This window comes from Mesorhizobium sp. M0047, from assembly GCF_040323315.1.
Taxonomy (GTDB): domain Bacteria; phylum Pseudomonadota; class Alphaproteobacteria; order Rhizobiales; family Rhizobiaceae; genus Mesorhizobium.
This window is the reverse complement of record NZ_JAMYUW010000005.1, coordinates 167115-190232: the sequence shown is the minus strand read 5'-3', so window position 1 is coordinate 190232 and position 23118 is coordinate 167115. Positions and strand designations below refer to the sequence as shown.

General features: G+C 60.5%; 24 protein-coding genes and 1 pseudogene. 8 read left to right on the top strand and 17 right to left on the bottom strand.

All coding sequences use genetic code 11. The features are described from left to right. The 4 genes from NKJ89_RS06945 (at position 1) to NKJ89_RS06930 (ending at position 3440) form a co-directional block, all read left to right on the top strand. Positions 1-888 carry an ABC transporter permease gene (locus NKJ89_RS06945; protein WP_352485966.1) on the top strand — a complete coding sequence of 296 codons (888 nt, stop codon included), beginning with the start codon at positions 1-3 and terminating at the stop codon, positions 886-888. A gap of 11 nt (positions 889-899) precedes the next feature. Further along, complete coding sequence (locus NKJ89_RS06940; RefSeq protein ID WP_352601056.1) at positions 900-2222, top strand: NAD(P)/FAD-dependent oxidoreductase; 1323 nt, start codon at positions 900-902, stop codon at positions 2220-2222. 550 nt (positions 2223-2772) lie between these two features. Continuing rightward, positions 2773-3015, top strand: coding sequence for a type II toxin-antitoxin system Phd/YefM family antitoxin (locus tag NKJ89_RS06935; RefSeq protein ID WP_352601054.1), 243 nt, complete (start codon positions 2773-2775; stop codon positions 3013-3015). Beyond that, entirely contained in the window at positions 3015-3440 is a 426-nt protein-coding gene (locus tag NKJ89_RS06930) for a type II toxin-antitoxin system VapC family toxin (protein WP_352601052.1), read from the top strand. The genes NKJ89_RS06935 and NKJ89_RS06930 overlap by 1 nt, the downstream gene beginning before the upstream one ends. Positions 3441-3682: 242 nt before the next feature. Here NKJ89_RS06930 and NKJ89_RS06925 read toward each other — a convergent pair whose 3' ends face one another. The 4 genes from NKJ89_RS06925 to NKJ89_RS06910 all read right to left on the bottom strand — a co-directional run bounded on the left by NKJ89_RS06925 (position 3683) and on the right by NKJ89_RS06910 (position 6778). After that, on the bottom strand, positions 3683-4615 hold the full coding sequence (locus NKJ89_RS06925; protein ID WP_352601050.1) for a Dyp-type peroxidase: 933 nt from the start codon (positions 4613-4615) through the stop codon (positions 3683-3685). 145 nt (positions 4616-4760) lie between these two features. Next, entirely contained in the window at positions 4761-5822 is a 1062-nt protein-coding gene (locus NKJ89_RS06920; protein WP_352601161.1) for an alpha/beta fold hydrolase, read from the bottom strand. Between the two features lie 65 nt (positions 5823-5887). Then, a complete protein-coding gene (locus tag NKJ89_RS06915) occupies positions 5888-6127 on the bottom strand; it encodes a hypothetical protein (RefSeq protein ID WP_352601048.1) in 240 nt (79 codons plus the stop codon). Between the two features lie 66 nt (positions 6128-6193). Next, complete coding sequence (locus tag NKJ89_RS06910) at positions 6194-6778, bottom strand: glutathione binding-like protein (protein WP_352601046.1); 585 nt, start codon at positions 6776-6778, stop codon at positions 6194-6196. Between the two features lie 511 nt (positions 6779-7289). On the opposite strand from NKJ89_RS06910, the gene NKJ89_RS06905 reads away from it, so the two are divergent. The 4 genes and pseudogenes from NKJ89_RS06905 (at position 7290) to NKJ89_RS06890 (ending at position 11260) form a co-directional block, all read left to right on the top strand. Beyond that, on the top strand, positions 7290-7457 hold the full coding sequence (locus NKJ89_RS06905; RefSeq protein ID WP_352601044.1) for a hypothetical protein: 168 nt from the start codon (positions 7290-7292) through the stop codon (positions 7455-7457). 178 nt (positions 7458-7635) lie between these two features. Next, positions 7636-8821: pseudogene (locus tag NKJ89_RS06900) on the top strand (ABC transporter ATP-binding protein/permease); the annotation flags it as partial. 346 nt (positions 8822-9167) lie between these two features. Next, the gene (locus NKJ89_RS06895) at positions 9168-9530 is read left to right on the top strand and encodes an SPW repeat protein (RefSeq protein ID WP_352601159.1); all 363 of its coding nucleotides are present in this window, start codon (positions 9168-9170) and stop codon (positions 9528-9530) included. A gap of 965 nt (positions 9531-10495) precedes the next feature. Then, positions 10496-11260: a PAS domain-containing protein gene (locus tag NKJ89_RS06890; protein ID WP_352601042.1), complete on the top strand. Its 765-nt coding sequence runs from the start codon at positions 10496-10498 to the stop codon at positions 11258-11260. 215 nt (positions 11261-11475) lie between these two features. Here the strand turns inward: NKJ89_RS06890 and NKJ89_RS06885 are convergent, their stop codons facing one another. The 13 genes from NKJ89_RS06885 to NKJ89_RS06825 all read right to left on the bottom strand — a co-directional run bounded on the left by NKJ89_RS06885 (position 11476) and on the right by NKJ89_RS06825 (position 23040). Next, positions 11476-11886: a cupin domain-containing protein gene (locus tag NKJ89_RS06885; RefSeq protein WP_352601040.1), complete on the bottom strand. Its 411-nt coding sequence runs from the start codon at positions 11884-11886 to the stop codon at positions 11476-11478. A gap of 224 nt (positions 11887-12110) precedes the next feature. Then, on the bottom strand, positions 12111-12869 hold the full coding sequence (locus NKJ89_RS06880) for an SDR family oxidoreductase (RefSeq protein WP_352601038.1): 759 nt from the start codon (positions 12867-12869) through the stop codon (positions 12111-12113). Between the two features lie 550 nt (positions 12870-13419). Beyond that, positions 13420-13737 (bottom strand): MurR/RpiR family transcriptional regulator, encoded by a 318-nt coding sequence (locus tag NKJ89_RS06875; protein ID WP_352601036.1) that lies wholly within the window; start codon positions 13735-13737, stop codon positions 13420-13422. Between the two features lie 84 nt (positions 13738-13821). After that, positions 13822-14706 (bottom strand): formyltetrahydrofolate deformylase, encoded by an 885-nt coding sequence (gene purU / locus NKJ89_RS06870; protein WP_352601034.1) that lies wholly within the window; start codon positions 14704-14706, stop codon positions 13822-13824. Positions 14707-14950: 244 nt separating this feature from the next. Continuing rightward, positions 14951-15775, bottom strand: coding sequence for a 3-methyl-2-oxobutanoate hydroxymethyltransferase (locus NKJ89_RS06865; protein WP_352601032.1), 825 nt, complete (start codon positions 15773-15775; stop codon positions 14951-14953). 4 nt (positions 15776-15779) lie between these two features. Further along, positions 15780-16562, bottom strand: coding sequence for a TIM barrel protein (locus NKJ89_RS06860; protein ID WP_352601030.1), 783 nt, complete (start codon positions 16560-16562; stop codon positions 15780-15782). A gap of 6 nt (positions 16563-16568) precedes the next feature. Continuing rightward, positions 16569-16877 carry a MocE family 2Fe-2S type ferredoxin gene (locus NKJ89_RS06855; protein ID WP_352601028.1) on the bottom strand — a complete coding sequence of 103 codons (309 nt, stop codon included), beginning with the start codon at positions 16875-16877 and terminating at the stop codon, positions 16569-16571. 12 nt (positions 16878-16889) lie between these two features. Further along, positions 16890-17849, bottom strand: coding sequence for a sugar phosphate isomerase/epimerase family protein (locus NKJ89_RS06850; protein ID WP_352601026.1), 960 nt, complete (start codon positions 17847-17849; stop codon positions 16890-16892). Continuing rightward, entirely contained in the window at positions 17846-18850 is a 1005-nt protein-coding gene (locus tag NKJ89_RS06845; protein ID WP_352601024.1) for a Gfo/Idh/MocA family oxidoreductase, read from the bottom strand. The genes NKJ89_RS06850 and NKJ89_RS06845 overlap by 4 nt, the downstream gene beginning before the upstream one ends. 85 nt (positions 18851-18935) lie before the next feature. Beyond that, positions 18936-19781: an ATP-binding cassette domain-containing protein gene (locus NKJ89_RS06840; protein ID WP_352601022.1), complete on the bottom strand. Its 846-nt coding sequence runs from the start codon at positions 19779-19781 to the stop codon at positions 18936-18938. A gap of 122 nt (positions 19782-19903) precedes the next feature. Continuing rightward, positions 19904-20923 carry an ABC transporter permease gene (locus NKJ89_RS06835; protein ID WP_352601157.1) on the bottom strand — a complete coding sequence of 340 codons (1020 nt, stop codon included), beginning with the start codon at positions 20921-20923 and terminating at the stop codon, positions 19904-19906. After that, on the bottom strand, positions 20923-21975 hold the full coding sequence (locus tag NKJ89_RS06830) for an ABC transporter permease (RefSeq protein WP_352601020.1): 1053 nt from the start codon (positions 21973-21975) through the stop codon (positions 20923-20925). Before NKJ89_RS06830 ends, NKJ89_RS06835 begins: the two co-directional genes overlap by 1 nt. A 99-nt stretch (positions 21976-22074) precedes the next feature. Continuing rightward, positions 22075-23040: a sugar ABC transporter substrate-binding protein gene (locus NKJ89_RS06825; RefSeq protein ID WP_352601018.1), complete on the bottom strand. Its 966-nt coding sequence runs from the start codon at positions 23038-23040 to the stop codon at positions 22075-22077. Between the last annotated feature and the right edge of the window lie 78 nt (positions 23041-23118).

The following is a 23118-nucleotide window of genomic DNA, read 5'->3' as shown; positions in this document are numbered from 1 at the left end:
ATGACCCAGTCGGATTTCCTCATCCCCATCCACGCCAGGCACCGCTGGTGGCAAAGCCGCTCCGTGCGCCGATTTGCCCGTCACCGACTGGCGATGTTCGGCCTGGTGATGATCGTCGTTCTGGTGCTGGCCTGCGTCTTCGGCCCCTTGCTGCTGCCCTTTGACGATCTCTACATCGACCTGCGTGGCCGGTTCTCGCCGCCGTTCACGGGCTATCATTTCTTCGGCACCGATCCGCTTGGCCGTGACATCGCGGCGCGGCTCTTCATGGCTGGACGCATTTCGCTCCTGGTCGGCTTCGCTGCGATGGTCATCAGCACAGTCTTTGGAACCGTGCTCGGTATCGCTGCCGGCTTCTTCGGCGGCCGCATCGGCACGGTGCTGATGCGTTTCGTCGACGCGATGCTGTCCTTTCCCAACATCTTCCTACTGCTGGCGATGGCGGCCTTCATCAAGCCGAGCCCGATCATGATCACTCTGATCATCGCAGCAACGAGCTGGATGGAAATCGCGCGCATCGTCGAGGCGGAAGTGCGATCGCTGCGCGAACGCGACTTCGTCGTCGCCGCCCGCATGCTGGGCTTGAGCAACAGCCACATCATGTTTCGCGAACTGTTGCCCAATGCGATCGGCCCGATCATCGTCGCGGCCACGCTTACCGTAGCCCGCGCCATCCTTCTGGAAGCCTATGTCAGCTTCCTCGGCTACGGCATCCAGCCTCCGCTGCCGAGTTGGGGCAACATGCTGAACGGCGCCCAGCAGTATCTCGACAGCGCGCCGTGGCTGGCAATCGTTCCCGGTGCCGCCATTACCCTGGCAGTCACCAGTTTCAACTTCATCGGCGACGGCTTGCGCGATGCGCTCGACGCTCGAAGCGACATGCTGTGAAGCCGCCCGGAATGGCAAGGTTTTCGCCGTTTGAAGTCTCGCTCTGGTATGCGACCGCAGCGCCGCCGCCAAAGACCGGCCCTCTGCAAGGACGCAGGCGGGCGGACGTCTGTATCGTCGGCGGTGGCTACACCGGGTTGACCACCGCACTCGATCTCGCCCGTGACGGCATAGACGTCGTTCTGCTCGAAGCGCAGGAGATCGGGTTCGGCGGCTCGGGGCGCAATGCCGGCCACTGTACGCCAACCTTCACCCATTACAGCCTGCCCGAACTGCGTGCCATGCTGGGCGACCCGTGGGCCGAAAGGCTGATCGCCCGGCAGACAGGAGCCAACGGACAAGTCGCCGGGATGATCGAGCGCTACGGCATCGATTGCGAATGGCAGCAGAACGGCTACGTCATGGGCGCGCTGACGCCAGGCGCCGTCGCCAAGCTCGAGCTAAAGGCGCAGCAATACAATGCCGTCGGCGCCAAGACGCGGGTGCTCGACAGACAGGCGACCGAGGAAATCACCGGCAGCCCGCGATATCATGGCGGCTGGTTTCATTCCGAGGCTGGTCACCTCAATCCATTGGGATATGCAAGGGGCCTCGCCCGTGCTCTCATGAAGGAAGGTGGTACAATCCACACCGGGTCGCGGGTCCGCGACGTCGTGCGGCAGGACGGTGCCTGGGCAGTGCATGCCGGCGAAGGAACCGTCGTCGCCGACAAGGTCATCTTTGCGACTGGCGCCTACACCGTCGACGGATGGCCAGGCCTCGACCGGACCTACAAGATCCAGAGGGTGTTCGTCGCCGCCACCCAACCGCTGACGGCCAGCGAACGCCAAACCATTTTGCCGCGCAACACGACGATGCATGACGGCCGCGGCGACATCTTCGTCTACAAGTACAACGCCGAGGGACGCATCGTCGCTTCGATGTTCCCGATGGGCCGTCGTGGAAGGGACATGGCGTTCACACACCGCCTCATGTCCGATCGCCTGCGCTGGCTTCATCCGCAGATCAGCAGCGACCTGAGATGGGAGTATTTCTGGTTCGGCGAGCTGGACATGCAGAAGCGCACCATTCCGCGATTCTATGAGCTCGCGCCGGGCGTCGTCGCCCTGACAGGACTGTCCGGTCGTGGCGTGCCGACCGGAAGCATGCTCGGCGGCATACTCGGCGAATGGGCGAAGGGCGTCCCTGAAAAAGACCTGTCGCTGAAGCTCGAACCACTCCGGCGGGCACCCTTCTTCATGTCGTTCGCTCCCGCCGCGATGTTACGGTACTATCGCGTCTCGGACTGGCTGCGGGCAAAGGCCAGCGGGTCTCAACTCCCACCCCACGCCTAGCCAGGGTCGAATGGAAGATTTCGCGACGCCTTTCGGATCTGAGTCTGGCACTGGCATACAAAGGTATGCGCCACTCGATCGACCGACCTTGTTCCGGCTGAAACCGGCACCCGAGCTGGTCAAGCCCCACAAGACATACCAAGGAACGTCTGACCCAAATCAAGCGCCCTGCGCGGCGGAGGGCTTTATGGTCCCGACAGAAAGAGAAGCGGCAGTCAATTCTGCTTCGATAGAAGGGAACAAAGTTTGATCACGGGATATAGCAGCAAAGCTGCCGCCAAACCCGAACGTGGCAACGACAGCCCCTGGTTCCAGCGGCGAGCCTGACCTGGTGGCGGGTCGACTATGGCTCGAGCGCGCGGCTACCTGCGGTATCAGTGAAGCGGCCGACGAACTCGCGGAATTCGCATCTGGTTGAAGCCCGCATTGCAAGCGCACCAACCGACGCCCGGTTCTACAGGAGTACTCGCCACGACGGACGTCGGGAGTTCGCTCTGGAATTCTTAAGTTGAACCCGCTATATGACCACCTACATGGTCAGGAGAATGTCATGGATGTAATCAATTTGGCAGAAGCCAAGGCCCATCTGAGCGAGTTGGTCGACCGGGTCGAGGCAGGCCATTCAATCGACATCACTCGGCGCGGCAAGCCGGTTGCACGGCTCACCGCCGTGGCCAATCCTCGCAAACCAATCGACGCTGCCCTGCTCCGGTCTCTGACGGCGATTGTGCCGCCGCAGACTGAAAGCGCTGCTGATCTGGTGCGCGCGATGCGGGACGGCGACCGCTACTGATGCTTTATCTCGACACGTCGCTGATCGTCGCGGCGCTCTCCAATGAAGCGATGACGCCGCGCGTCCAGACTTGGATGGCGGAGCAGGATGCGGCGCAGCTTCTGATCAGCGACTGGACCATCACCGAGATGTCTTCGGTCATGGCGATCAAGCTGCGGACCAGCCAGATCAGCCTTGAACAGCGCGCCGGGGCGCTCGCCATGTTCAACAAGCTGGTCGCCGAGAGCTTCACCGTGCTCGGCGTGACTGGCGGGCAATTCCGGACCGCGGCGAAGTTTGCCGATCAGCACATGCTTGGGCTTCGGGCCGGCGATGCGCTGCATCTCGCCATTGCATCGGAGCATGGCGCCACGGTGCACACGCTCGACCAGCGCCTCGGCAAGGCCGGTCCGGCGCTCGGCGTGCCGACGCGGTTGCTGACATGAAGCGGGCCCTCCCCACTCTACCCTTGTCTGAGGCATCCATGGCCGGTGACTGGAGCGAAGAGCAGAATGAGGCGATCGTCGCGGATTATCTCACGATGCCGGGAGCGGAATGGCAGCTTTAGAGAGCGATTTCATTGACGAAATTCAGCTGTTGGGGAATCCCATGCTTTCGCAGACTATCCGCGAATCTAGACGACGTAGAATGAGCTCCGCCCGACGGACCGGGCCAGCGAGGTGACCGCTTACTCCGTCGCAATATTCTCGAGGAATGTCGCCGGCGGCACGAAGAACAGAGTGCCGGTGATGGCGCGGCTGAAATCCAGCAGCCGGTCGTAGTTGCCTGGCGGCCGGCCAACGAACATGTTCTCCAGCATCTGCTCTATTCTGCGCGGCGAGCGGGCGTAGCCGATGAAATACGTGCCGAATTCACCCTTGCCGACGTCGCCGAACGGCATGTTGTCGCGCACGATCTGCAACTGCTCTCCGTCCTCGACGATCGTGGTCAGCGCATTGTGCGCGAAGATCGGTTTCACGGCATCGTCGAGTTCGATATCAGAGAGTTTTTTTCTGCCGACAATTCCCTCCTGCTGCTCGATGGGAAGCGTGTTCCAGGCTTTCAGATCATGCAGGTACTTCTGCACAATCACGTAGCTTCCTCCCGCAAAGGAGGGGTCCTCCTCACCGATGATCGTGGCCTTGACTGCGTCGTGATCCATCGGGTTTTCGGTCCCATCGACGAAACCGATCAGGTCGCGGTCATCGAAGTAATTGAAGCCGTGCACCTCATCCGCCACCGAAACCGCGCCATCGAGCCGCGACATGATCTGTGTCGCCAGTTCGAAGCAAAGATCCATATGCGCCGCACGGATGTGAAAGAGGATGTCGCCCGGCGTCGAGACAGCGTGATGCTGGCCATGGATCTCGCGAAATGGATGCAAGTCCTTCGGCCTGGGCGCTCCAAAGAAGCGGTCCCAGGCTTCAGACCCAAACGCCATGACACATGACAACCGACCCTCGAGGTCACGGAACCCGATTGCGCGTAGAAGCGCGGAAAGATCGCCACACAAGGCGCGCACCGCCGCGTCATGTTCGGGCCCGGATTTGATCGTCACGACGAGAAATATTGCGGCCCGCGTCAGCTGCGCGACGACCGGTTGCGAAACAGCAGATGGCACAGTTGAGTCCACAATAGATCCTTCCGATATGTCACTCGGTACGAGGCTGGTCGACGGGCAAGGCGCAGCAAGGCGGAGTTGCGATTTGTTCGATACGAGCTGCGCAGGATCAGTTTCGCATCAGCCGAGGTATCAGCTTGCCTCGTTAGTATTCCCCGACTTCGATAATAGCCTGGGCGAAGGCCTGTGGGGCTTCCTGCGGCAAGTTATGGCCGATACCGCCGGTGATGAGCCGGTGGTCGTATCTGCCTGAAAATTTCTTGGCGTAGGCGCTGCTGTCGGGATGGGGTGCGCCATTGGCATCACCTTCCAGGGTGATGGTGGGCACCGGGATCAGGGGACTTTCGGCCAGCCGTTTTTCCAGGCCGTCAAATTCCGGCTCGCCTTGTGCCAGGCCGAGCCTCCAGCGGTAATTGTGGATGACGATGCTGACGTGATCCGGGTTGTCGAGGCACGCTGCACTGCGATCGAATGTGGCGTCGTCAAAGTCCCATTTCGGCGAGGCGATCCGCCAGATAAGATTCGCGAAGTCCCGCCGGTATCGTTCGTAGCCAGCCCGCCCGCGTTCCGTGGCGAAATAGTATTGGTACCACCATTGGAGCTCTGCTTTCGGCGGCAACGGCATTCTGTTTGCCGCGAGGCTGCCGATCAGATAGCCGCTGACCGAGACAAGGGCTTTGCAACGCTCGGGCCAGAGCGCCGCGACGATGCAGGCCGTGCGCGCGCCCCAGTCATAGCCGGCGATGATCGCATGGCTGATCTTCAGCGCATCCATCAACTCGATGACATCGACAGCCAGCACAGACTGCTGGCCGTTGCGGACCGTCTGACTGGAAAGAAAGTGCGTCGTGCCATGGCCGCGTGCATACGGAATGATCACGCGATAGCCCGCCATCGCCAATAACGGAGCGACTTCGACAAAGCTGTGGATGTCGTAGGGCCAGCCATGAAGGAGGATAACCACGGGACCGTCGGGCGGACCCGCCTCGGCGTAACCGACATTCAGGACGCCAGCGTCGGCTTGCCTGAGCACTGCGAAGGAAGCGGCCGTCGACCGCTCTGTCGTTGCTCCATCCAACCCTGAAACAGGTCGTGCCTGAGCTGTGAGAACTGTCGTGAACTGCGTAGCAGCCAGACCGATTGCCGCGGCGCCGACAAAGGCCCTGCGATATCGATCGATCTCTTTCGGCGGTTCTGCATTTTCCATTGTTGCAACCTCTTTCCAGGGCAAGATCGGATGCCTTGCTGTTTGACGCAGCTTTGGCATCACCTTCATTCATCGACTTGGCAGTGCCAGGCTGCATGCCCTGGCAATCGTTCAGGACGGCCGGGCGTGAGTGACGCCACCACCTGAAGTTTGACGCCCTTGCCGGGCAACGTAGGAGGCTGCGTTTGTACGTGCGGGAAGACGATGCTGAGTGGCGCCTCGGCTTCCGTCTTTAGAAATTCGGGGCGTAACCCATCGCCGCGCTTGGCAGCGATCAGGTGGAGGTTCTGCAGCAACGCAAGCATGAATAGCTCCTCTGTTGTATGCCTTGGCTCAGGGGCGTTAGGACGGGCGACCGGCCAACTTCGCAGTTAGACGAGACCCTCGCGAACCATCGCGGCGCGAACGGCCGGACGGGCCGCAATTCGGGCGCGGAGCGCTTCCAAAGGCGCGGGAACAGCGACTTGGAAACGGGCGGCCCAGAGCAGCATCACGAAAAGATAGAAATCCGCGACGCTGGGTTTGTCGCCGAACAGATAGTCGGTCTTGAGTTCGTCCGAGAACAGGCCGAGTTGCGTCGTAATCGTCGCGCGCGCCTTGGCCTTTTCAGCATCGCTGCCTTGGTGCCACATGGGCTTGAAGCTTCGGTGTATTTCCGTGGAGACGTAGGTCAGCGCTTCGAGAACGCGCGTACGGCCCATTGGCCCTTCCACTCCCAGTGCCGGGTATTGTGATGCGACCCAATCGAGCACGGCGATGTTTTCTGTCAGCGTTTCACCGCTATCCAGTACGAGGGCTGGAACATACCCCTTGCGCGTCACGGTGGTGAAATCCTCCCCGGAACCGGTCCGCTTGGTTTTGAGATTGACAGTTTCGCGCTCGAAGGAAGCACCAGCCTCCTCCAAGGCGATGTGGTCGGCCAGGCTGCAGGCGAGAGGGCTATAGTAGAGTTTCACGGTCTTTCCCTTTCTGGACCCTCGATGACGTTTCGAAAATTTGGCCGTCGTCGGGCGCGAGACTGCTCATCGCGATGCGCCGGTCATCATTGCCGGCGGCATCCACGCCGTCGGCAGCCAACGACGCTCCAGAGAACTCGCACTTGGCGGTGGGGATGGCTACGACACCGACAGCTAGGCGCGCCTATGCCGAGGTATGGTCGAGCTGAAACAATTGTTCGTGGTTGCCGCACGCTCAACGCCGAGCGTCTCAGCTCACATCAGGAATGGGTCAGCAGGAACCAGACCCCCCGCCCTCCTGGACATGGCGTGCTCGACAGTCCGACCAGTCCTTCGCTCGGGAGACCATAGACGAAGGTATTGGAAGCGCGTGGCCTTGGCACGATGGCTCACATCCTGCCTTGGTTGGCATATTTCAAGCTGACATGCGGCGCGAAAACCGAAGCGTGGATTTGCGCGAAGTGCCGCCGACGAAATGAAGCAGTTTTTTCCAAAGCCAGGAGTCATCATCATGCCGGAGATGACCATTATGGGTCCGACCGATCCGCAGTTGCCTGCGACCGACGCCGTCCATACGGCATCGAGCAAAAAAGCAGACAAAAATGCCGGCGTACCGCAGACCGTCCGCAGGCCGATCCGGCCCAAGGAAGAATCTGGCCGGGGCAACTGGGGCCATTGACCCTGACGGCATTCATTTCAGGACCGGGCGAGGCCTCGGTCTTTCCGCCGTCTCAACCGGCAAACGGTATTCCCAACCCTGGCCAGCACGGTAACCGCGACGAACCCGCTCGCAATCCCGAGTTAGCGGCACGGCTCTGGCGCCGACGTGACCCGCCTCGTAAGCATGGATCTCATGTATGGTTGACCAAGCGGACGACAACCCCGGTGTCAATATGGCCGCCGTCTCGGTCGAGGCCAGCAGCCTCGGCGACCAATTGGCGACCATCCATCTGGGTTTGAAGGCATCGCCGGTCCGCAAGTGGCTGCTCTGGACGTCGGTTGGGATCGTGGCAGTCATTGGCGCGACATCGATCGGCCAGGTCGTGCTCAACAGCTGGAACCAGCCCTTCTACGACGCGCTGGCGCGCCGCGACTTGCCGGTTCTCCTATATCAGCTTGTGATCTTTGCCCTTATTGCCGGCAGCCTTCTGGTGCTCAATATTAGCCAGGCCTGGCTTAACCAGATGATCCGGCTGAAGCTGCGCGAGGCGTTGACGCTCGACCTGATCGAGCAATGGATGCACCCGGCGTGGGCGTTGCGATTGACAAATGCCGGTGCTATCGGCGTCAATCCCGATCAGCGCATGCAGCAGGACGCCGCGCATCTTTCCGATCTGTCGACGGACCTTGGGATCGGGCTGCTGCAGTCGTTCATCCTGCTGGCGTCTTTTGTTGAGGTGCTCTGGCGGGTTTCTTCTGGCTTCGTCTTCCACATTGGCGGTTATCCCTTGGCGATACCAGGTTACATGGTGTGGGCGGCGCTGCTTTATGCCGGCATAGCATCGTGGCTGAGTTGGCTGGTGGGGCGCCCGCTGGTCAATCTCGACGGTGATCGTTACACACGGGAAGCGGAACTGCGCTCCTCCATGGTGCGCATCAACGAAAATGTCGATGCCATCGCGCTCTACCATGGCGAGGCCGACGCGAAGCGACGGCTCGAAATGGACCTCAGTGCGGTGCTGGCAGCGATGCGGCGCATCTACACCGCCCAGATCAACCTGTCATGGGTGACCAACACTTACGGCTGGATTGGCATCGTGGTCCCAATCCTTATCGCGGCACCTGTGTATTTCTCGGGCCAGATAGGCTTCGGCGGACTGATGGTGGCAGTCGGCGCGTTTAACCAGATGAATTCTTCGCTGCGCTGGTTCATCAACAACGTAGGCAGCATCGCCGACTGGCGCGCCACGCTGATGCGTGTTGCCGATTTTCGCATCGCGCTGAATAAGACCGACGTGGTGCACGACATGGAAAAGCCCATTGAAGTCGGCGACAATGCCGATGGGCCTGACCAACGAGAAACTTGAGACCTGCTGTCCCGAATAGAAGGGCAAGCAGCCTGTTCTCGCGCTGGACGAGGTTGTTCCCGGCTCTCCTCACGGATTGCTTTGAGAGTAAGGACAGACGTCAACTTACACGATCTGCTAAATGCTATTGGCCGGGCAACGTCTTTGCTCCTCGGAGCGGAGGAATGCCACTTGGCATGTATGCCGGGGATCGCACATCCCTGACGAACTATGATCGAGCGCATCGCTGTCTTCTACAATCATCGCCTGGCCGCCCTAGACTTTAGCATCGACGAACAGGTGCCTGCGTAGAATTGGCGGGTACCTGGGACTGCCCCATTCTCCGCGTACCGGCCACCTCCGTGGCACGGCTGAAGAAGGAGATGAAAATGAGAAATGATGTACCAAGCAAGGGGTTGGAATGGACCAACCTTATTCTCGGCGCAGGCTTGGCCTGCGCCGCAATCATGTTCGTCGGGCTACCTGCTGCGGCTTGGGACGCTGGGGTCGTGGGCGCGCTGATTGTGTGCAGCTCTGCCGTGGCCCTCTACCGGTACGGGGACTGGACGGAATGGTCCAACCTCACCTTGGGGTGCTGGGCGGTGGTCGCTCCGTTTCTGCTCGGCTTCGGATCTGCGCAGGGGCCGATGTGGACGCATGTCCTGGTCGGGGTTTGCGTAGCGACAACAGCTGCGGCGCAACTTGTGGCAAGTCGCAGGACGCAAGCTCATTCGAGCTCCAACTAACTCTGTTGCCCGGAGGGCGCCGCGGCGCGGCAACGGGAGTTTCGGCTTGCCTCCTGTGCCTCCTGTGCCTCCTGCTGCCTCGGCGCCTCCAACGCTGCTGCGCGGCTGCAGCGCTCAAACCAGATGGGGCCCTATACTCAGGCTAAGTCTGTCTAAACAAACCTCCATGCCTACATCGTTCGTCGTGTTGCACTGGCCTCAATGCTTCTGTCATGTCAGATATTGAGGAGAAGTTGTCGTTTTCCTCAGCCCAGAATTCGTGGTCTCCGGTGCGATGAAGGAGATTGCGTTCGATCTTGGGTTTAGCGAAGTGAGTGACTGTGAAAAAATTGGCGGTCCGTCTCACATCCATTCAACGATTGTCAGCCGCCTCCAACCTATTTCAGTGCCAGTTGAAGATGGCTTCGGCTGCCGGGAAAGCAGTCGCAGAATCGGTAAAAAACGGGGCGCTTTGCGAACTGAGTAGACGCGGCCACGATGACAGGTCGGCCGGGGAAGCGGATCTAGAGGGTCTCAGATGGAACTAACCTCATTGCGGCAGCGCCACGCCATGGCCTGCCGCGATTGGCGTTGGATGCGTTTTGGTTACGCTTTTAACCCATGAGCCATCTGACCTGTTGGTCGTGGTCGCAATTGTCTGCGTCTGCATGGGCGGGAAGGCGGGATCGGATGCCGTAGCAGCCGTGAGCTTGGTGTCAGCGGCGATCCTGCTGTCGCCGGAATACGTCACAGAGAACGGTCTTGCTCGGTTCGCGGCGTTTGTTTCGGGGCGTTTGCACTTTGGCTGGTGGTAAGAATCTTCGGGACCATCAGCTTCTATAACAGGCTTTACCAGAGTGCCGGGTCGGGCATCGCCGATATTCCGGGCATCGCCTGATCCGCCTGTCCGGACGGACGCCTTCGGTTTCTCACTCCCGCAGCCCTTTGGGTACATTGGCGTCACGGTCGAGGAAATGCGCGAGATCATGGATGCCGACGACTTGTCTCGGTGGCGGAGATTTGTCCACCCCGACGATGTCGAGGCGAGCATGGCGCAATGGCGCCACAGCCTAGAGATGGGCGAGCCTATGATCGAAGAAAAGCGTTTGCGCCGGCTTGATGGCACCTATCAGTGGTTTGGCGATACCAGTGTTGCCTCGCGCGATGACCAGGGACGAATCGTCGGCTGGCATGGCCATACCGAGGACATAGACGACCGGCGCAAAGCGGAGACCGCGCTGCGCAGCAGCGAGAGGGAACTCAGGCTGCTGATCGATACGGTGCCCACGATGATCTGGCAGATGACGCCGGCGGGATTGCCGTACTATTTCAACAAACGGTTCGCAGACTGGGCGGGCATCAGTTCAGCCAAGGAGGAACCGCGAGGCACGCGGCAGTTCGCCTCGCATGTGGAGTTGTTTCATCCGAATGACCAGGCGGGCGTCAAGGCCGTGTTTCAGAAGTCATTTGCCCGGGGAGAGCCACTCCAGCACAAAGGTCGGCTGTGCAGCAAGGATGGCGAATATCGCTGCGTCGATTCGCGTTCAACCGTTGCGCGACGAAGACAGAACAATCCTTCGCTTGTACGGCGTCAATTTCGACATCGACGACGAGGTCCGCGCGCAGGAATCACTGCGTCTGGGGGACGAGCGGCTCGCGCGCGCCCTGCGCGCCGCCAGCGGAGATCATCTCCCGGACCGCACGACACGACTGGGCTGGTCATTAGGGCGGATGCGATATCGGGCTGGTGAGGTGGGCGGATGAGGTCGGTTTCGCTTAGCACGCCAGCCGCCGCTCCGTTTTCGCCGCATACAACGACAAGGCCAATGCCAGGCTTCGAAAGCGAAAGCGCCGCGGCTTGCGCCGCCGAGTTGGCCTCGATCACCATAAGGCGAGCCTTTGTCGGCGCGTTGAGTTGTTCGATGTGCATCAAAGTCCTCCGAGATCGCCCTACCTTCTGTCGACCTCACTTTTCGAATGTCGTCAGGTTTGTGTCGTCCGTATCGACGACGAACACGGCAAGCAATCGAGCAGGCTCGGTGGTGCTGGCATTTCCGCTGACGCCGTGATGATCACCGGGGAACTCGGACCAACTGTCGCCAGTCCGATAGGTGGTCACTGGCCCATTATTGACCTGACTGCGGATCGCGCCTTCCAGAACCGTTGCGAAGATAAAGGCCGACTTCGCGTGAGTATGTGACGGGGAGCTGCCGCCAGGCCCATACTCGACCAGCACGGCACGCATGCTCTTGCCGGGCACATTCGGGAGTTGGTGGTCGTAGACCATGGTCACCTTTGCGCCTGAAGAATCGTCGGCCTTGGCCGCGGTTGCAAAAACAGCTGCAAGAGCAGCGGTACAGAGGATGGTCTTAATCATGGTTTGGGTTCCTTGTTTGCGATGAGGTGAAGAAGGGATCGCCGGCCGATGGGAGGGGCGGCCGGCGATCAGGCTCTTGCCGGGGGGAGCGGCGTGAGCCTATGACCTGATGAAGGCGAGCAGATCAGTTTGGCTATGTCGCGCTGGGCCGTGACATGACGTACGTGCGGAACACTCTCAGAAACCTTCAGTGTCCCGCCGTCGAGCGGCACGCAAATCACAGATCAGTTCCGCTGGAGCTGGGCGTGGCCGAACCAGTCTTCGAAGTCCGTTGCACCGATGCGCGGATGATCGCCTGGCACGAGGGAGCGATCGTTAAGTTCCGTGCCAAAATAGCGTGCCTGGGGATCCGCTGTTACTTTACGCGGATCGTTCGTTGCCTTCAGAAATCTAGCAACGAGGTCGCTCATGCGGATCGGCTCTGGGCCTGCAATCTCGATCACGCCATTGACCGGTGGCGAAAGCGCCACATCCGTCATGATGTCCGCGACGTCGTCAGACGCGATTGGTTGAAAATAGGCATTCGGAACTGTCGTGACGTCTCCGACAGTACCCGACTGGGCAATGCCGCTCAGAAATTCGAAAAACTGCGTCGAGTGGACAATCGTGTATGGGATTGCGGAGCCTCGGATCAGCCTTTCCTGGGCCATCTTGGCGCGCATGTAGCCGCTTTCAGGCAGACGCTCGGCGCCCACGATCGAAAGGGCGATGTGGTGCTTCACGCCGGCGGTTTTTTCTGCTGCGAGCAAGTTCCGGCCAGAGGTTTCGAAGAACTCCAGAACGGCCTTGTCCTCGAAAGAGGGCGAATTCGCCAGGTCGATGACGACCTGCGCTCCCGCAAGCGCTTCGGAGAGACCCTCGCCGGTGATCGTGTTGACGCCGCCGTTAGGTGACGCTGCGAGCACATCATGGCCCTTCTTACGCAGCCTCTCGACTGTCTTCGAGCCGATCAGTCCGGTTCCACCAATAACAACGATCTTCATGACGTACTTCCTCGGTCCGTGATTCAGGTTCGATTTTCTGATCGAGCGGCCAATTGGCCGTCGCATCGCTTCGAGACAGTGCACCGGGCTGCCGGTCCAGGCTATCGACCGGAAGCATCTGTCATGCGATGCGAAGGTCTAGGACGAATGCATCCGTCGAACGGGGACTCTAGTCAGCAGGGAGACAGCGACTTGAGGTACTAGCTAAGCCGGCATGCCGCCCGGGAGCGGTCAGGGGCCATCACCGTCAAGGTCGGCTGAGAGGCAGCTTCGGCCAGCGGCAAATTGCTCTTCGACCGCACTGAGGCGCATTCCGGTCAGGCAGTTTTGGGGCCGGAGCGGAATGGCAGCTCTCGTGCTACTGACCTTAGAGAGCGGACCGTAGGTTGGGGTGGACTTCGCCACCACCTGACCTGTTCTGGCATTGAGTTCCAGCCGGTCTGCGGCGTAAGCGCAACCCGATCATGCCGCCCCGCTACTCAATGCGATTTGATTACTCGGCCTAGCAATCTGACGACCAACGCTAGCTCTGCACGCGTGTCGAAGATTTTCACGCTGGTCGACCACGTTGGTGGCTTGGCGGCAAAGAGCGCCCGCCTCGAGCGCGCATATTATCCTGAAAAAACTTCTTCATCTCTCGAAAAGCAGTGAATCCAAAACAGCGGGCAAGCCTTGTCAGCGCGGTAGTGCCGACGCCACAACGGCGGGCGATTGCCTCAGCGCTTTCAAATGCAATGATCTCCGGTTTGTCGAGTGCCTGCCGAGCTACCTTCTCGAGAGCGGGGGTCAATCGAAGCTCGCGCTTCGCGATCGCAGTTTTGATCTCATCAAGACATTTCGGTCTGTGTGCAAGTACAGGCGATTTCATCCGAAAACCTCCAGAACTTCGAAGAACCGGCAGCCAGACGGTCCTGAGATCCAGCCCATGACGGCAAGGCTTTCAAGAGCCACCTCAGCCCAAGCGCTCGGAGGCGAACGATCCGGGCGAGGCAGGGAAAACGACGGTCTTGTTGCCGTTGAGGAAAACCCGTCGGTGGATATGGGCGTGAATAGCCCGGGAGAGCACCTGTGCCTCGACGTCGCGGCCGAGGCTGACATAGTCCTCATTGGACTGCGCATGCGTCACACGGATCGTGTCCTGCTCGATGATCGGGCCCTCGTCCAGATCGGTCGTCACGTAGTGTGAAGTGGCTCCGATCAGCTTTACACCTCGCTCGTAGGCCTGTTTGTAGGGATTGGCGCCCTTGAACGAGGGCAGGAAGGAATGGTGGATGTTGATGATCCGGCCTGACATTTTCCGGCACATCTCTTCCGAGAGAACCTGCATGTACCGCGCCAGGACAACCAACTCGGCGCCTGTGTCCTCGACGACGCGCATCTGCTGTGCCTCTGCCTCGGCCTTGTTCTCTTTCGTCACCTTGATGAGGTGAAACGGGATGTCGTGGTTCACGACGACTTTCTGGTAATCCTTGTGATTGGAGATCACTGCGACGATGTCGATCGGAAGCGCTCCGATACGCCAGCGATAGAGAAGATCGTTGAGGCAATGGCCAAAGCGCGAAACCATTATGATGACCCTGCGCTTGACGCTCTCGTCGAAGAACTCCCACTCCATGCCGAAGTGCGAGGCGATTGTTTTGAAGCCCGAACGGAGTTCTTCCAGCCCCCACCCGCCTTCGGAGCGGAAGCTCACCCGCATGAAGAAGTTGCAGGTGTCGGCGTCGTCGAACTGCGCGCTGTCGGTAATGTTGCAGGTCTGGTCGGCGAGAAAGGTCGAGATCGCAGCGACGATCCCCCTGGTGGAGCGGCATTTGACGCGAAGTGCAAAGTTCAACATTGGCTCTCTTCCTGAGCGGACTACGCCTGAAGGCTGCGACGAAACGCTGTCAGCGCGTTGGAAGCAGGCAGGCGATCGTCATTGGGCCGACGCCACCAGGGACGGGCGATTTTGAGCATGGTTGTCCTCTGGCTTTGCTGTGTCTGGTTAAGCTTCAAATCGGCGAGAAAGCTTTGAAGGTGCTTGCCCGCTGATGGGGACGAGGCCGTCCCCTCCCCATTTGAGGGATGGCTCTGGAGCTGGTTCAGGCTTTCGCCTGTTCCAGGAATTGGCCGTATTCCGCCTCCGCGATCGAAACATTGTGCTGCGGCTGCGGGTAGGCGCCGGAGCCGACGTCGGCGATGAATTCCTTGAACGCGGCAATCCGCTCTTGTTGGAGCCGCGCAAACTCAGCCGCGAAATTGCGATAGGTCTTGGCGTGGCGTGGCTTGTGGCCGTCGGTGTGGCCCAGCACGTCCTCCGCGAACAGGTATTGCGCATCGGCTCCCGGACCGGCCCCCATACCGAGCATGATCATCGACGTGTTCTTCGAAATGAACTCGCCGATCCGGTCCGGCACGACTTCGAGCTCAGCCCCGAAGCAACCTATAGCTTCAAGCTGCTTTACCTGCTGCCAGACCTTAAGAGCTTCCTGAGCGGTCTTGCCCACGGCGCGGAACCCGGTCCAGGTGATGTATGAAGGGACAAGCCCGACATGCGCGACGATCGGCACGTGGTTGTCACAGAGTGCCTTCTGAATGTCGTAGGCGGCCGCGCAATAAAAGCAGTCGCCGCCGATCGCGGCAAAATGGAAGGCTGCGCGCAGATAATCCTCCGCGGTCGCCAGGGGGCGGCCGTTGAAGGTCCCCCAGCCGCCGTATGGCAGTCCCACCTGGACGAAGCAACGCCCAGCCGCCTCGCGCATTTCGGGGGAGAAGAAACGGCCCTCGATGGAGAGCATGTCGATGCCAGCCGCATCGGCGGCTGCCGCCTCTTCGAGCGTCGTCACGTAGAGCATCGAGATTTTCTGCCCGCGCGCCTTCATGGCTCGGATGTCGGCGACTGTGGGACGTGTGTTCCTGTGGACCATTGTCTTACACCGTGAACGCGTTGCGGAATGCTTCGAGTGCGGCTTCCGGGTCGCCCGAGGCAAAGGCTTCCATCCCGATGGGGCCGGCATAGCCCATCGCACTCAGCGCCTTGGCGATGGCATGCCAGTTCACTTCGCCTGTGCCCGGCTCCATGCGGCCCGGTACATCCGCGACCTGGACCTCGCCGATCCACGGCAGGCAGGCCCGGCAGAGTTCGATCAAGTTCCCTTCGCCGATCTGCGCATGGTAGAGATCCAAGTTGAGGCGCAAGCGCGGATGGTCGATCGACGAAACCAGCGCCAGCGTGTCTTCCGCGCGTCCGAAGGGCACGCCGGGGTGATCGACAGGAAGATTGAGGTTTTCCAGCGTGAAGGTCACGTCCTCCTTCTCGGCCATTTCCGCAACGCGGTGCAGCGTATCGCGCGCTTTCAGCCACATGGCACCGGTGACCATCTCGACCGGCATGACCGGCAAGCCACCCTCGCCGAGGCCCGTTCCGTGGAGGTTCAACCGCGCGACGCCGAGGCGTTTTCCCACCTGGGCGGTCTGTCGCGCCGTTTCCAGCAACTCCGCAGCCCCCTCCTCATCGGTCAGGCGCCCGCGCAGGTAGCCGTTCATGATGGAGAAGGTCGCTCCTGATTTCTCCAGCTTCGTCAGATCATGGTCGGGCCAATTCCAGAGGCCGACCTCGAACCCCATCTCGTGCAGGCGAGCGGCGCGCCATTCGATGGGCTTGTCGCGCCAGAGCATTTCGGCGCAAGCGGCGAGTTGAAAGATTTGGCCCATGATGACTCAAACCTCGACCATGACGCGGCCATTCTCGACCTTTGTCTTGTAAGTCTTGAGGTTCTCGCAGGCCGGGGGCGTCTCTACTTCGCCGGTCGTGAAGTCAAAAACGGAAGCGTGCTTGGGGCACTCCACCGTATTCCCCATGACGAGACCGTCCGCGAGGTGGATCTTCTCATGCGTGCAAAGCCCGTCTGTGCAATAGTATTCATCCGCGTCGTTGCGGAAAATGGCGAAGGTGCGGCCGCCACTGTCGAAGCGTTTGGCTTCCTCGGCTTCGATTTCATCAGCGGCACAAGCGTCAACCCAGGGCATATGCGTCTCTCCTCAGATATCTTGCGGCTTGAAGTCTGCGGGAGCTGACGGCATCACGCCCTGGAGCAGCGCGACGGACTTTTCGAGCCCCTCCAGCGAGTTCAGAAGGACGTCCTCGTGCTCGATGGAAAGCCAGCCGTCGTAGCCAGCCATCTTGAGCCGGTAGCAGAACTGACGCCACCACTCCTCACCATGGCCGAAGCCGAGCGTGATGTAGCTCCACGAGCGGGCCGGAATGTCCATCAGGCTGCCATTCTCAAGCAGCGACGTCGTTGCCTGAACGGGCCGGTTCAGCATCGTGTCCTTGGCATGGACATGATAAACGGCCGCGCCTAGCGCTTCGGCGGCAGCGAGGGGATCAGCACCCATCCAGAATAAGTGCGAGGGGTCCAGGTTGGCGCCTAGGACAGGTCCTACCGCTGCTCGAAGCTTCAGGAGCGAGGGCACGTTGTATACGCACTGATTGCCGTGGAGTTCGAGCGCGATGCGATCGACACCGTTTTCCTTCGCCAGCGCCGCGATCTCGGTCCAGAAGGGTATCAGCTTATCCTCCCATTGATATCTAAGCATGGTCTGCGTTTCCGGCGGCCAGGACGAGACGACCCAGTTCGGCATGACATCGCTGGCGCTGCCTGCCGGCAGACCGCTCATGGTGCAGACAGTGCGAATGCCCATCTCGCCGGCGACGCGGATCGTGTCTTTCAACCCTTGGCCCTGGGCCGGATCCGTCGGGTGCAGCGGATTGCCGTTGGCGTTGAGGCTGATGATCTCCAGCCCACGTTCTTCGAACGCTCCAGCAAACCGCTTCTGCGCTTCGCTGTCGCCCAGCATGGACGAAAGCCGGAAATGCGGGGCGGTCGACCAACCGCAGGTATTCACCTCGATGCCAGATACCGCCATGCGCTTTGCATGGTCCAACACCGCGTCGAAAGGCAGACCGCCGAGACTGTCTGATACGAAACCCAGCTTCACGCGTAGAACTCCGGCTTTGCAATCATCTGCACAGGCGTACGACGGGCTTCTTTCAGCGCCACCACGCCGGCCTCGGCAACGACGGCGGCGCAATAGCCGTCCCAGCAATCCGAGGCGGTCGCGGGGAACGCGCCAGTCATGACAAAGCGAAGGAAGTCGCGGTTCTGGCGGCGATAGGCGTCGTAATAGCGCGTCCGCCAGTCGGCGTCGTAGGTTGTGCTTTGGGCAAGCGCCGACTCCCTGCGGGTGTAGGCAACGTTGTTCGTCGCCACGGCGCCGTTCTCGCCAATCAGCTCGGCACGAACGTCATAGCCATAGGCGGCGTTGTTGTTGATCTCGATATTGACGAGCTGCCCGTCCACCGTTTCCAACACCATGAAGACAGGTGCGACACGCGCGTCAGAGCGGCTTGGCTGGAATGCGGAGATGGCAGCATATTCGGTGCCGAGCACATATCGCACGACATCGAATTCGTGCGGGGCCGAATTGGTGATAGCCATCGCGCCGGAGAAGTCGGCCGCAGGCGTTTCAACATTGCGGTGAAAATTGTGCATGATCAGCGCCCGGCCGAGATGACCATCATCAAGCGCTTGCTTCATTTCCTGATAGGAGCGGTCGTAACGCCGCATGAAGCCGAGCTGGACGAATTTCGCCCCCGCTTTCTGTTCGGCTTCCATCACGGCGATGCAGTCAGCTGATGCTTGTGACAGCGGTTTTTCGCATAGAACCCGCTTGCCGGCGGCGATGCAGGCCATCGAAAGCGGCGCATGCGTGAAATCGGGACTCGCAATGATCACGGCGTCCACGTCTTGCCGCGTGATGGCGCCCTGGGGGTCAGTGGCAATGTCGAAGGCACCAAATGCATCGGCGACCAGACGAGCGCGCTGCTCATCCATGTCGCAGACCAATTGGAGCTTTGCGCCGGGCAGCTCCTCGGCGACTATCTTGGCATGATCTGCGCCCATTAAGCCGGCGCCGATCACCGCAATGCGGATTGTCATCTCAGTCCTATTCCTTGCGTTTCGAATTTACGGGCAGCGGCGCGCCATGATGCGCAGCCGACTTGCTGGGCCTCCAGGGAAGGGTCTACGGGGCGGCTGATCCCTCCACCACCTGGAGGGACGGCGGGTGCCCCTCATGCGTTTCCATGTAACCCTCGACCTGGGCTTCGAGGTCGGCCATGGTCTCGCCGCCTGCCATCAGATCTGTGATCTCCTCGCGGGACCGTTGGCCTTTGCGGAAATCGGCGGCGATGGCGCCGCGGATCAGCACCGCGAAATGATCGCCGACGGCCATGGCGTGCATGACCTGGTGGGTGATGAAGACCACGGCCAGGCCGCGCCGCTTCGCCTCGTTGACGATACGCAACACGTGCGATGCCTGCTTGACGCCGAGCGCCGCGGTCGGTTCGTCCAGGATCAGTACGCGCGCTCCAAAATACACAGCACGGGCAATGGCGAGCGACTGGCGTTCGCCGCCGGACAGTCCCCCTACCAGGCGGTCACCGTCATCGATGCGGGTGATTCCGAAATCGCGTACCGCTTTCACCGCGATTTCGTTGGCGCGCTTGCGGTCGTAGATCTTGAACGGTCCCCAGCCTTTGGTCGGCTCTACGCCGACGAAGAAGGACCGCCCGATGCTCATCAGCGGGAAGGTGCCGCCGAACTGGTGCACTGTAGCGATTCCTTGTGCCTGGGCCTCCCGAGGTCCAGAGAAGGTAACCGGCTGACCGTCCATCAGTATCTGGCCGCTGGTGGGTTTGTGGACACCGGCGAGCGTTTTGATGAGGGTCGACTTGCCGGCGCCGTTGTCACCGAGCAGACAAAGAACTTCGCCAGCGCGCACCGTCAGCGAAATATCGTGCAGGACGTCGATTGGTCCGAAGGACTTGTTGACGTTTCTCAGTTCGAGAATGGCAGGTTTGTCGTTCATGGCGGGCACATCTCCCATCTGCGATCCGGCTGGCCTGACACTGTTGTTCGGCGAGGAAATTGAAGGTCGATGCTCGTCGATCGATGCGAGCCCATTGCTTGGCTGCTGTAGCAGATCATTTTTCATGGGTTTGCTGGCTCCCGCGGCACGCTTCGCTCGCTCCGCGGCCTGAAATACAGAGCCAGGTCGCGGAAGGACTGGTTCATCATCACCGCCACCAGAAGCATCACGCCGATGATCAGGTTCGACCAGTTCCGGTCAATCTGGGTGAAGTAGATGCCCTGGCTGACGATGGCGAAGGTGATGGTGCCGACGAAGATACCCACCACCGATCCGAAACCGCCGGTCAGCAGCACGCCGCCCACGACCACGGACACGATGGCGTTGAAGATAAAGCTCATGCCACCGGAGACCTGGGCGGAATTGAACAGGATCGCCTGACAGATCCCGACAAAGGTGGCGCTGACTGCGGACAACACAAACAGCGCAATGGTCACGCGGTCTGTCGGAATGCCGGCGTTGCGGGCGCTGACGCGGTCGCCGCCCATTGCAAATAGCCAGTTTCCGTAACGGGTCTTGTGCAGAACGAAGCCTGTGATAGCAGCGAAGGCGACCCACCAGATGATGATGACTTGGTGACTGCCGCCGATCAACTGGCCGAAGAGGAATTTGGCCCAATCCGGTGCGGTCAGGGCAACGCTGGCATTACTGGTCAGAAGCACCGAAGCACTGAGCACCACCCCCTGCATGGCGACCAGCGTGGCCAGAGTAATGATGAGCGAGGGCACGGAGGTGCGGATCGTCAGCAGACCGTTGACCAGGCCTACCGCCACGCCGACTGCGAGCGCTCCAGCTATTCCTACCCCTATTGGCAATCCGTAGTAACCGGTGAGTATGGCGGTTGTCATGGAACCAGCGGGGATCAGAGCGCCGATGGAAATGTCGAGTTCACCTGAGATCATCAGCAGCCCGACGGGAATGGCGACGATGCCGAGATTGGCCGCGAAATTGACCCAACTCGCCGCGCCAACGAGCGTACCCAGGTTGGCGCCGCCGAATAGAACGAAGAACAACACCACGCCAACAAGACTGAGGATCGAGCCGGCTTCGGGACGACGCAGTACGGATTTGATCACGTCCATCATGGCTGCTTTCCTCTCTTCGAAGAATAGCTGAGTGCCAATTGCCGGAATGTGTCGTTTGTCAGCACCGCGATCAAAAGAAGCGCGCCGATTATGATGCTTCCGATGTTGGGATCCAGGCTGGTGAAGTAAATGCCCTGGTTCACGATCGAGAAGGTAATCGTGCCGAACACGATGCCAACGATCGAGCCGAAGCCACCCGTGAGCAGAACGCCCCCGATGACCACACACATGATGGAATTGAAGATAAAGGACTGACCAGCCAGAACCTGCGCACTCTGATAGACCATCACCTCGCTGACCCCGACGAAAGCGGCACTGAAGCCGGATAGCATGAACAGACCGATGGTCAGCCGCTTGGTCGGAATGCCAACGTTGCGCGCACTTTCCTTGTCGCCACCGAGTGCATAGACCCAGTTGCCCAGGGGGGAGATGTGCAACAGCCAGAATAGGCCAATCACGAACAGCACCCACCACAGGATCGTGACTTGGAACATGCCGCCGAGATAGGCGCCGAAGATTGCCTTGGTAAGCGGGTCTGGCACCAGTGACACGCCGGTGCTGCCGGCGATCTTGACGGTGAGACCTAGCGTCAGGCCCATCGTGAGGAACATGGTGCCGATTGTGATTATGAGTGACGGGATGGTCGTTCTCGTCACGAAGAGCCCGTTGAGGAGGCCGACAGCGAGGCCGAGGCCAAGCGCGGCCGTTATGCCAAGCCAGTCGGGCAGCCCATAGTGACCCGAGATGATGGCAGCGGTAAGCGACGCTGCGGGGATCACGGCGCCGACCGAGATGTCGAGTTCCCCGGCGATCATCAATAACCCTATCGGCATGGCGATGATCCCAATCTCGGACGCGATGTTCAACCAACTGGCCGTGCCGGCTGCCGATAGGAAGCCGCTTCCGCTGAACAGGCCAAAGAAAAGCAGAACCGCGACCAGGCCAAGGAACGAGCCCGACTCTGGTCGACGCGCCAGCCGGCCGAGGGCGAGTCCGGACCGCGTGGGGTACGCCGTCTGGATCGATGTGGAAGTCACGGGATGTGCCATTGGGTAATCCGCGAGCGGGCGGCCAGCCACGATGAGGCCGCCGCAGGGAGATGGAATGGCCGCCCCCGCTCCATGCGAGGCCGGCACTGAATAAAGGGGCTATCGCGTCCCGGCTTTCACACCAGCGATGGTAGCATCCACGGAAGCCTTGTCGATGATGCCAGGTCCAGTCAGGATCTCACGAGTGGGCACGGTGAGGCCGTAGTTCACATTGCCGTTCAGGATCGCCACGGCGAGGTAGCCCTGCAGGTAGCCTTGCTGATCAATCGCGCAGGCCTGTTTCCCATCCTTGATGTTGTTCAGGATGGTCTCGTCGAAGTTGATGCCGCAGAGACGAACCTTATCACTTTTTCCGGCCTGGGTGAGGCCGTTCATGGCGGAGTTGGCGTCAACGTTACCGATGGTGAACACGGCGGTCACGTCCGAGTGCTGCAGCAAATAGGCCTTCACAGCCTGCGCAACAGCTGTAGCTGAACCGAACGACGTGGCTGGCAAGGGCAACACGTCGGCCTCGCCGCCGCCACTCTTCATCCCCTCTTTGAAGCCACCACAATAAGCTTCGATATTGGCGGCACCCGGGAGGGTGTTGATGCAGACGCCTTTCTTGCTGCCGGCTTTGGCCAGGTACTCGCCGCCCGCGACGCCACCCTTGTAGTCGTCAGAGCCGACGTAGTTCAGCGCGCCGAGGCGATCGGCCGCCTTCAACCCGCCAGCATTGTAGATGACCAGCGGAATGCCGGCATCCTTGACGGCCTTGAACGCAGGATCCATTGCTTCTGGCACCCAGTCCGGACCGACAATGGCGTCGGCATTCTGGTCGATTGCCTGCCGGATCAGCTCGGCGGCGTCCACGCCCAGATTGTCGTAGTTTTGGGGTCCGAGCCAAGTGACCTTACCGCCCTGGGCCTCGACCACTTTGCCGGCGTCTTCGGCGCCACGCTTGACGATCGACCAGAATGGATCGTCCGGCTTGCCGCCGATGACGAAGATGTTGGCGGCGAACGTCGCGCCGGTGCTGAACCCGATCAGCACCGCTGTCGACACGAGCGTCTTGAAAAGCTTCATAGTCTTCCTCCCAGATTTACCCCTGCAGGGCTTCAACAAAAGATTGGCTGTCCCGCGCCCGCTCCTCCTGGGCATAAT

What these genes read in the sequence shown, in the direction of transcription:
- NKJ89_RS06840 (WP_352601022.1), bottom strand. Translation starts at nt 19,781, where the DNA reads ATGAACGACAAACCTGCCATTCTCGAACTGAGAAACGTCAACAAGTCC.
- NKJ89_RS06845 (WP_352601024.1), bottom strand. Translation starts at nt 18,850, where the DNA reads ATGACAATCCGCATTGCGGTGATCGGCGCCGGCTTAATGGGCGCAGAT.
- NKJ89_RS06890 (WP_352601042.1), top strand. Translation starts at nt 10,496, where the DNA reads ATGGATGCCGACGACTTGTCTCGGTGGCGGAGATTTGTCCACCCCGAC.
- NKJ89_RS06825 (WP_352601018.1), bottom strand. Translation starts at nt 23,040, where the DNA reads ATGAAGCTTTTCAAGACGCTCGTGTCGACAGCGGTGCTGATCGGGTTC.
- NKJ89_RS06860 (WP_352601030.1), bottom strand. Translation starts at nt 16,562, where the DNA reads ATGGGCCAAATCTTTCAACTCGCCGCTTGCGCCGAAATGCTCTGGCGC.
- NKJ89_RS06915 (WP_352601048.1), bottom strand. Translation starts at nt 6,127, where the DNA reads ATGCTTGCGTTGCTGCAGAACCTCCACCTGATCGCTGCCAAGCGCGGC.
- NKJ89_RS06940 (WP_352601056.1), top strand. Translation starts at nt 900, where the DNA reads ATGGCAAGGTTTTCGCCGTTTGAAGTCTCGCTCTGGTATGCGACCGCA.
- NKJ89_RS06885 (WP_352601040.1), bottom strand. Translation starts at nt 11,886, where the DNA reads ATGATTAAGACCATCCTCTGTACCGCTGCTCTTGCAGCTGTTTTTGCA.
- NKJ89_RS06875 (WP_352601036.1), bottom strand. Translation starts at nt 13,737, where the DNA reads ATGAAATCGCCTGTACTTGCACACAGACCGAAATGTCTTGATGAGATC.
- NKJ89_RS06830 (WP_352601020.1), bottom strand. Translation starts at nt 21,975, where the DNA reads ATGGCACATCCCGTGACTTCCACATCGATCCAGACGGCGTACCCCACG.
- NKJ89_RS06835 (WP_352601157.1), bottom strand. Translation starts at nt 20,923, where the DNA reads ATGGACGTGATCAAATCCGTACTGCGTCGTCCCGAAGCCGGCTCGATC.
- NKJ89_RS06865 (WP_352601032.1), bottom strand. Translation starts at nt 15,775, where the DNA reads ATGGTCCACAGGAACACACGTCCCACAGTCGCCGACATCCGAGCCATG.
- NKJ89_RS06945 (WP_352485966.1), top strand. Translation starts at nt 1, where the DNA reads ATGACCCAGTCGGATTTCCTCATCCCCATCCACGCCAGGCACCGCTGG.
- NKJ89_RS06935 (WP_352601054.1), top strand. Translation starts at nt 2,773, where the DNA reads ATGGATGTAATCAATTTGGCAGAAGCCAAGGCCCATCTGAGCGAGTTG.
- NKJ89_RS06895 (WP_352601159.1), top strand. Translation starts at nt 9,168, where the DNA reads ATGAAAATGAGAAATGATGTACCAAGCAAGGGGTTGGAATGGACCAAC.
- NKJ89_RS06920 (WP_352601161.1), bottom strand. Translation starts at nt 5,822, where the DNA reads ATGGAAAATGCAGAACCGCCGAAAGAGATCGATCGATATCGCAGGGCC.
- NKJ89_RS06905 (WP_352601044.1), top strand. Translation starts at nt 7,290, where the DNA reads ATGCCGGAGATGACCATTATGGGTCCGACCGATCCGCAGTTGCCTGCG.
- NKJ89_RS06880 (WP_352601038.1), bottom strand. Translation starts at nt 12,869, where the DNA reads ATGAAGATCGTTGTTATTGGTGGAACCGGACTGATCGGCTCGAAGACA.
- NKJ89_RS06855 (WP_352601028.1), bottom strand. Translation starts at nt 16,877, where the DNA reads ATGCCCTGGGTTGACGCTTGTGCCGCTGATGAAATCGAAGCCGAGGAA.
- NKJ89_RS06930 (WP_352601052.1), top strand. Translation starts at nt 3,015, where the DNA reads ATGCTTTATCTCGACACGTCGCTGATCGTCGCGGCGCTCTCCAATGAA.
- purU (WP_352601034.1), bottom strand. Translation starts at nt 14,706, where the DNA reads ATGTTGAACTTTGCACTTCGCGTCAAATGCCGCTCCACCAGGGGGATC.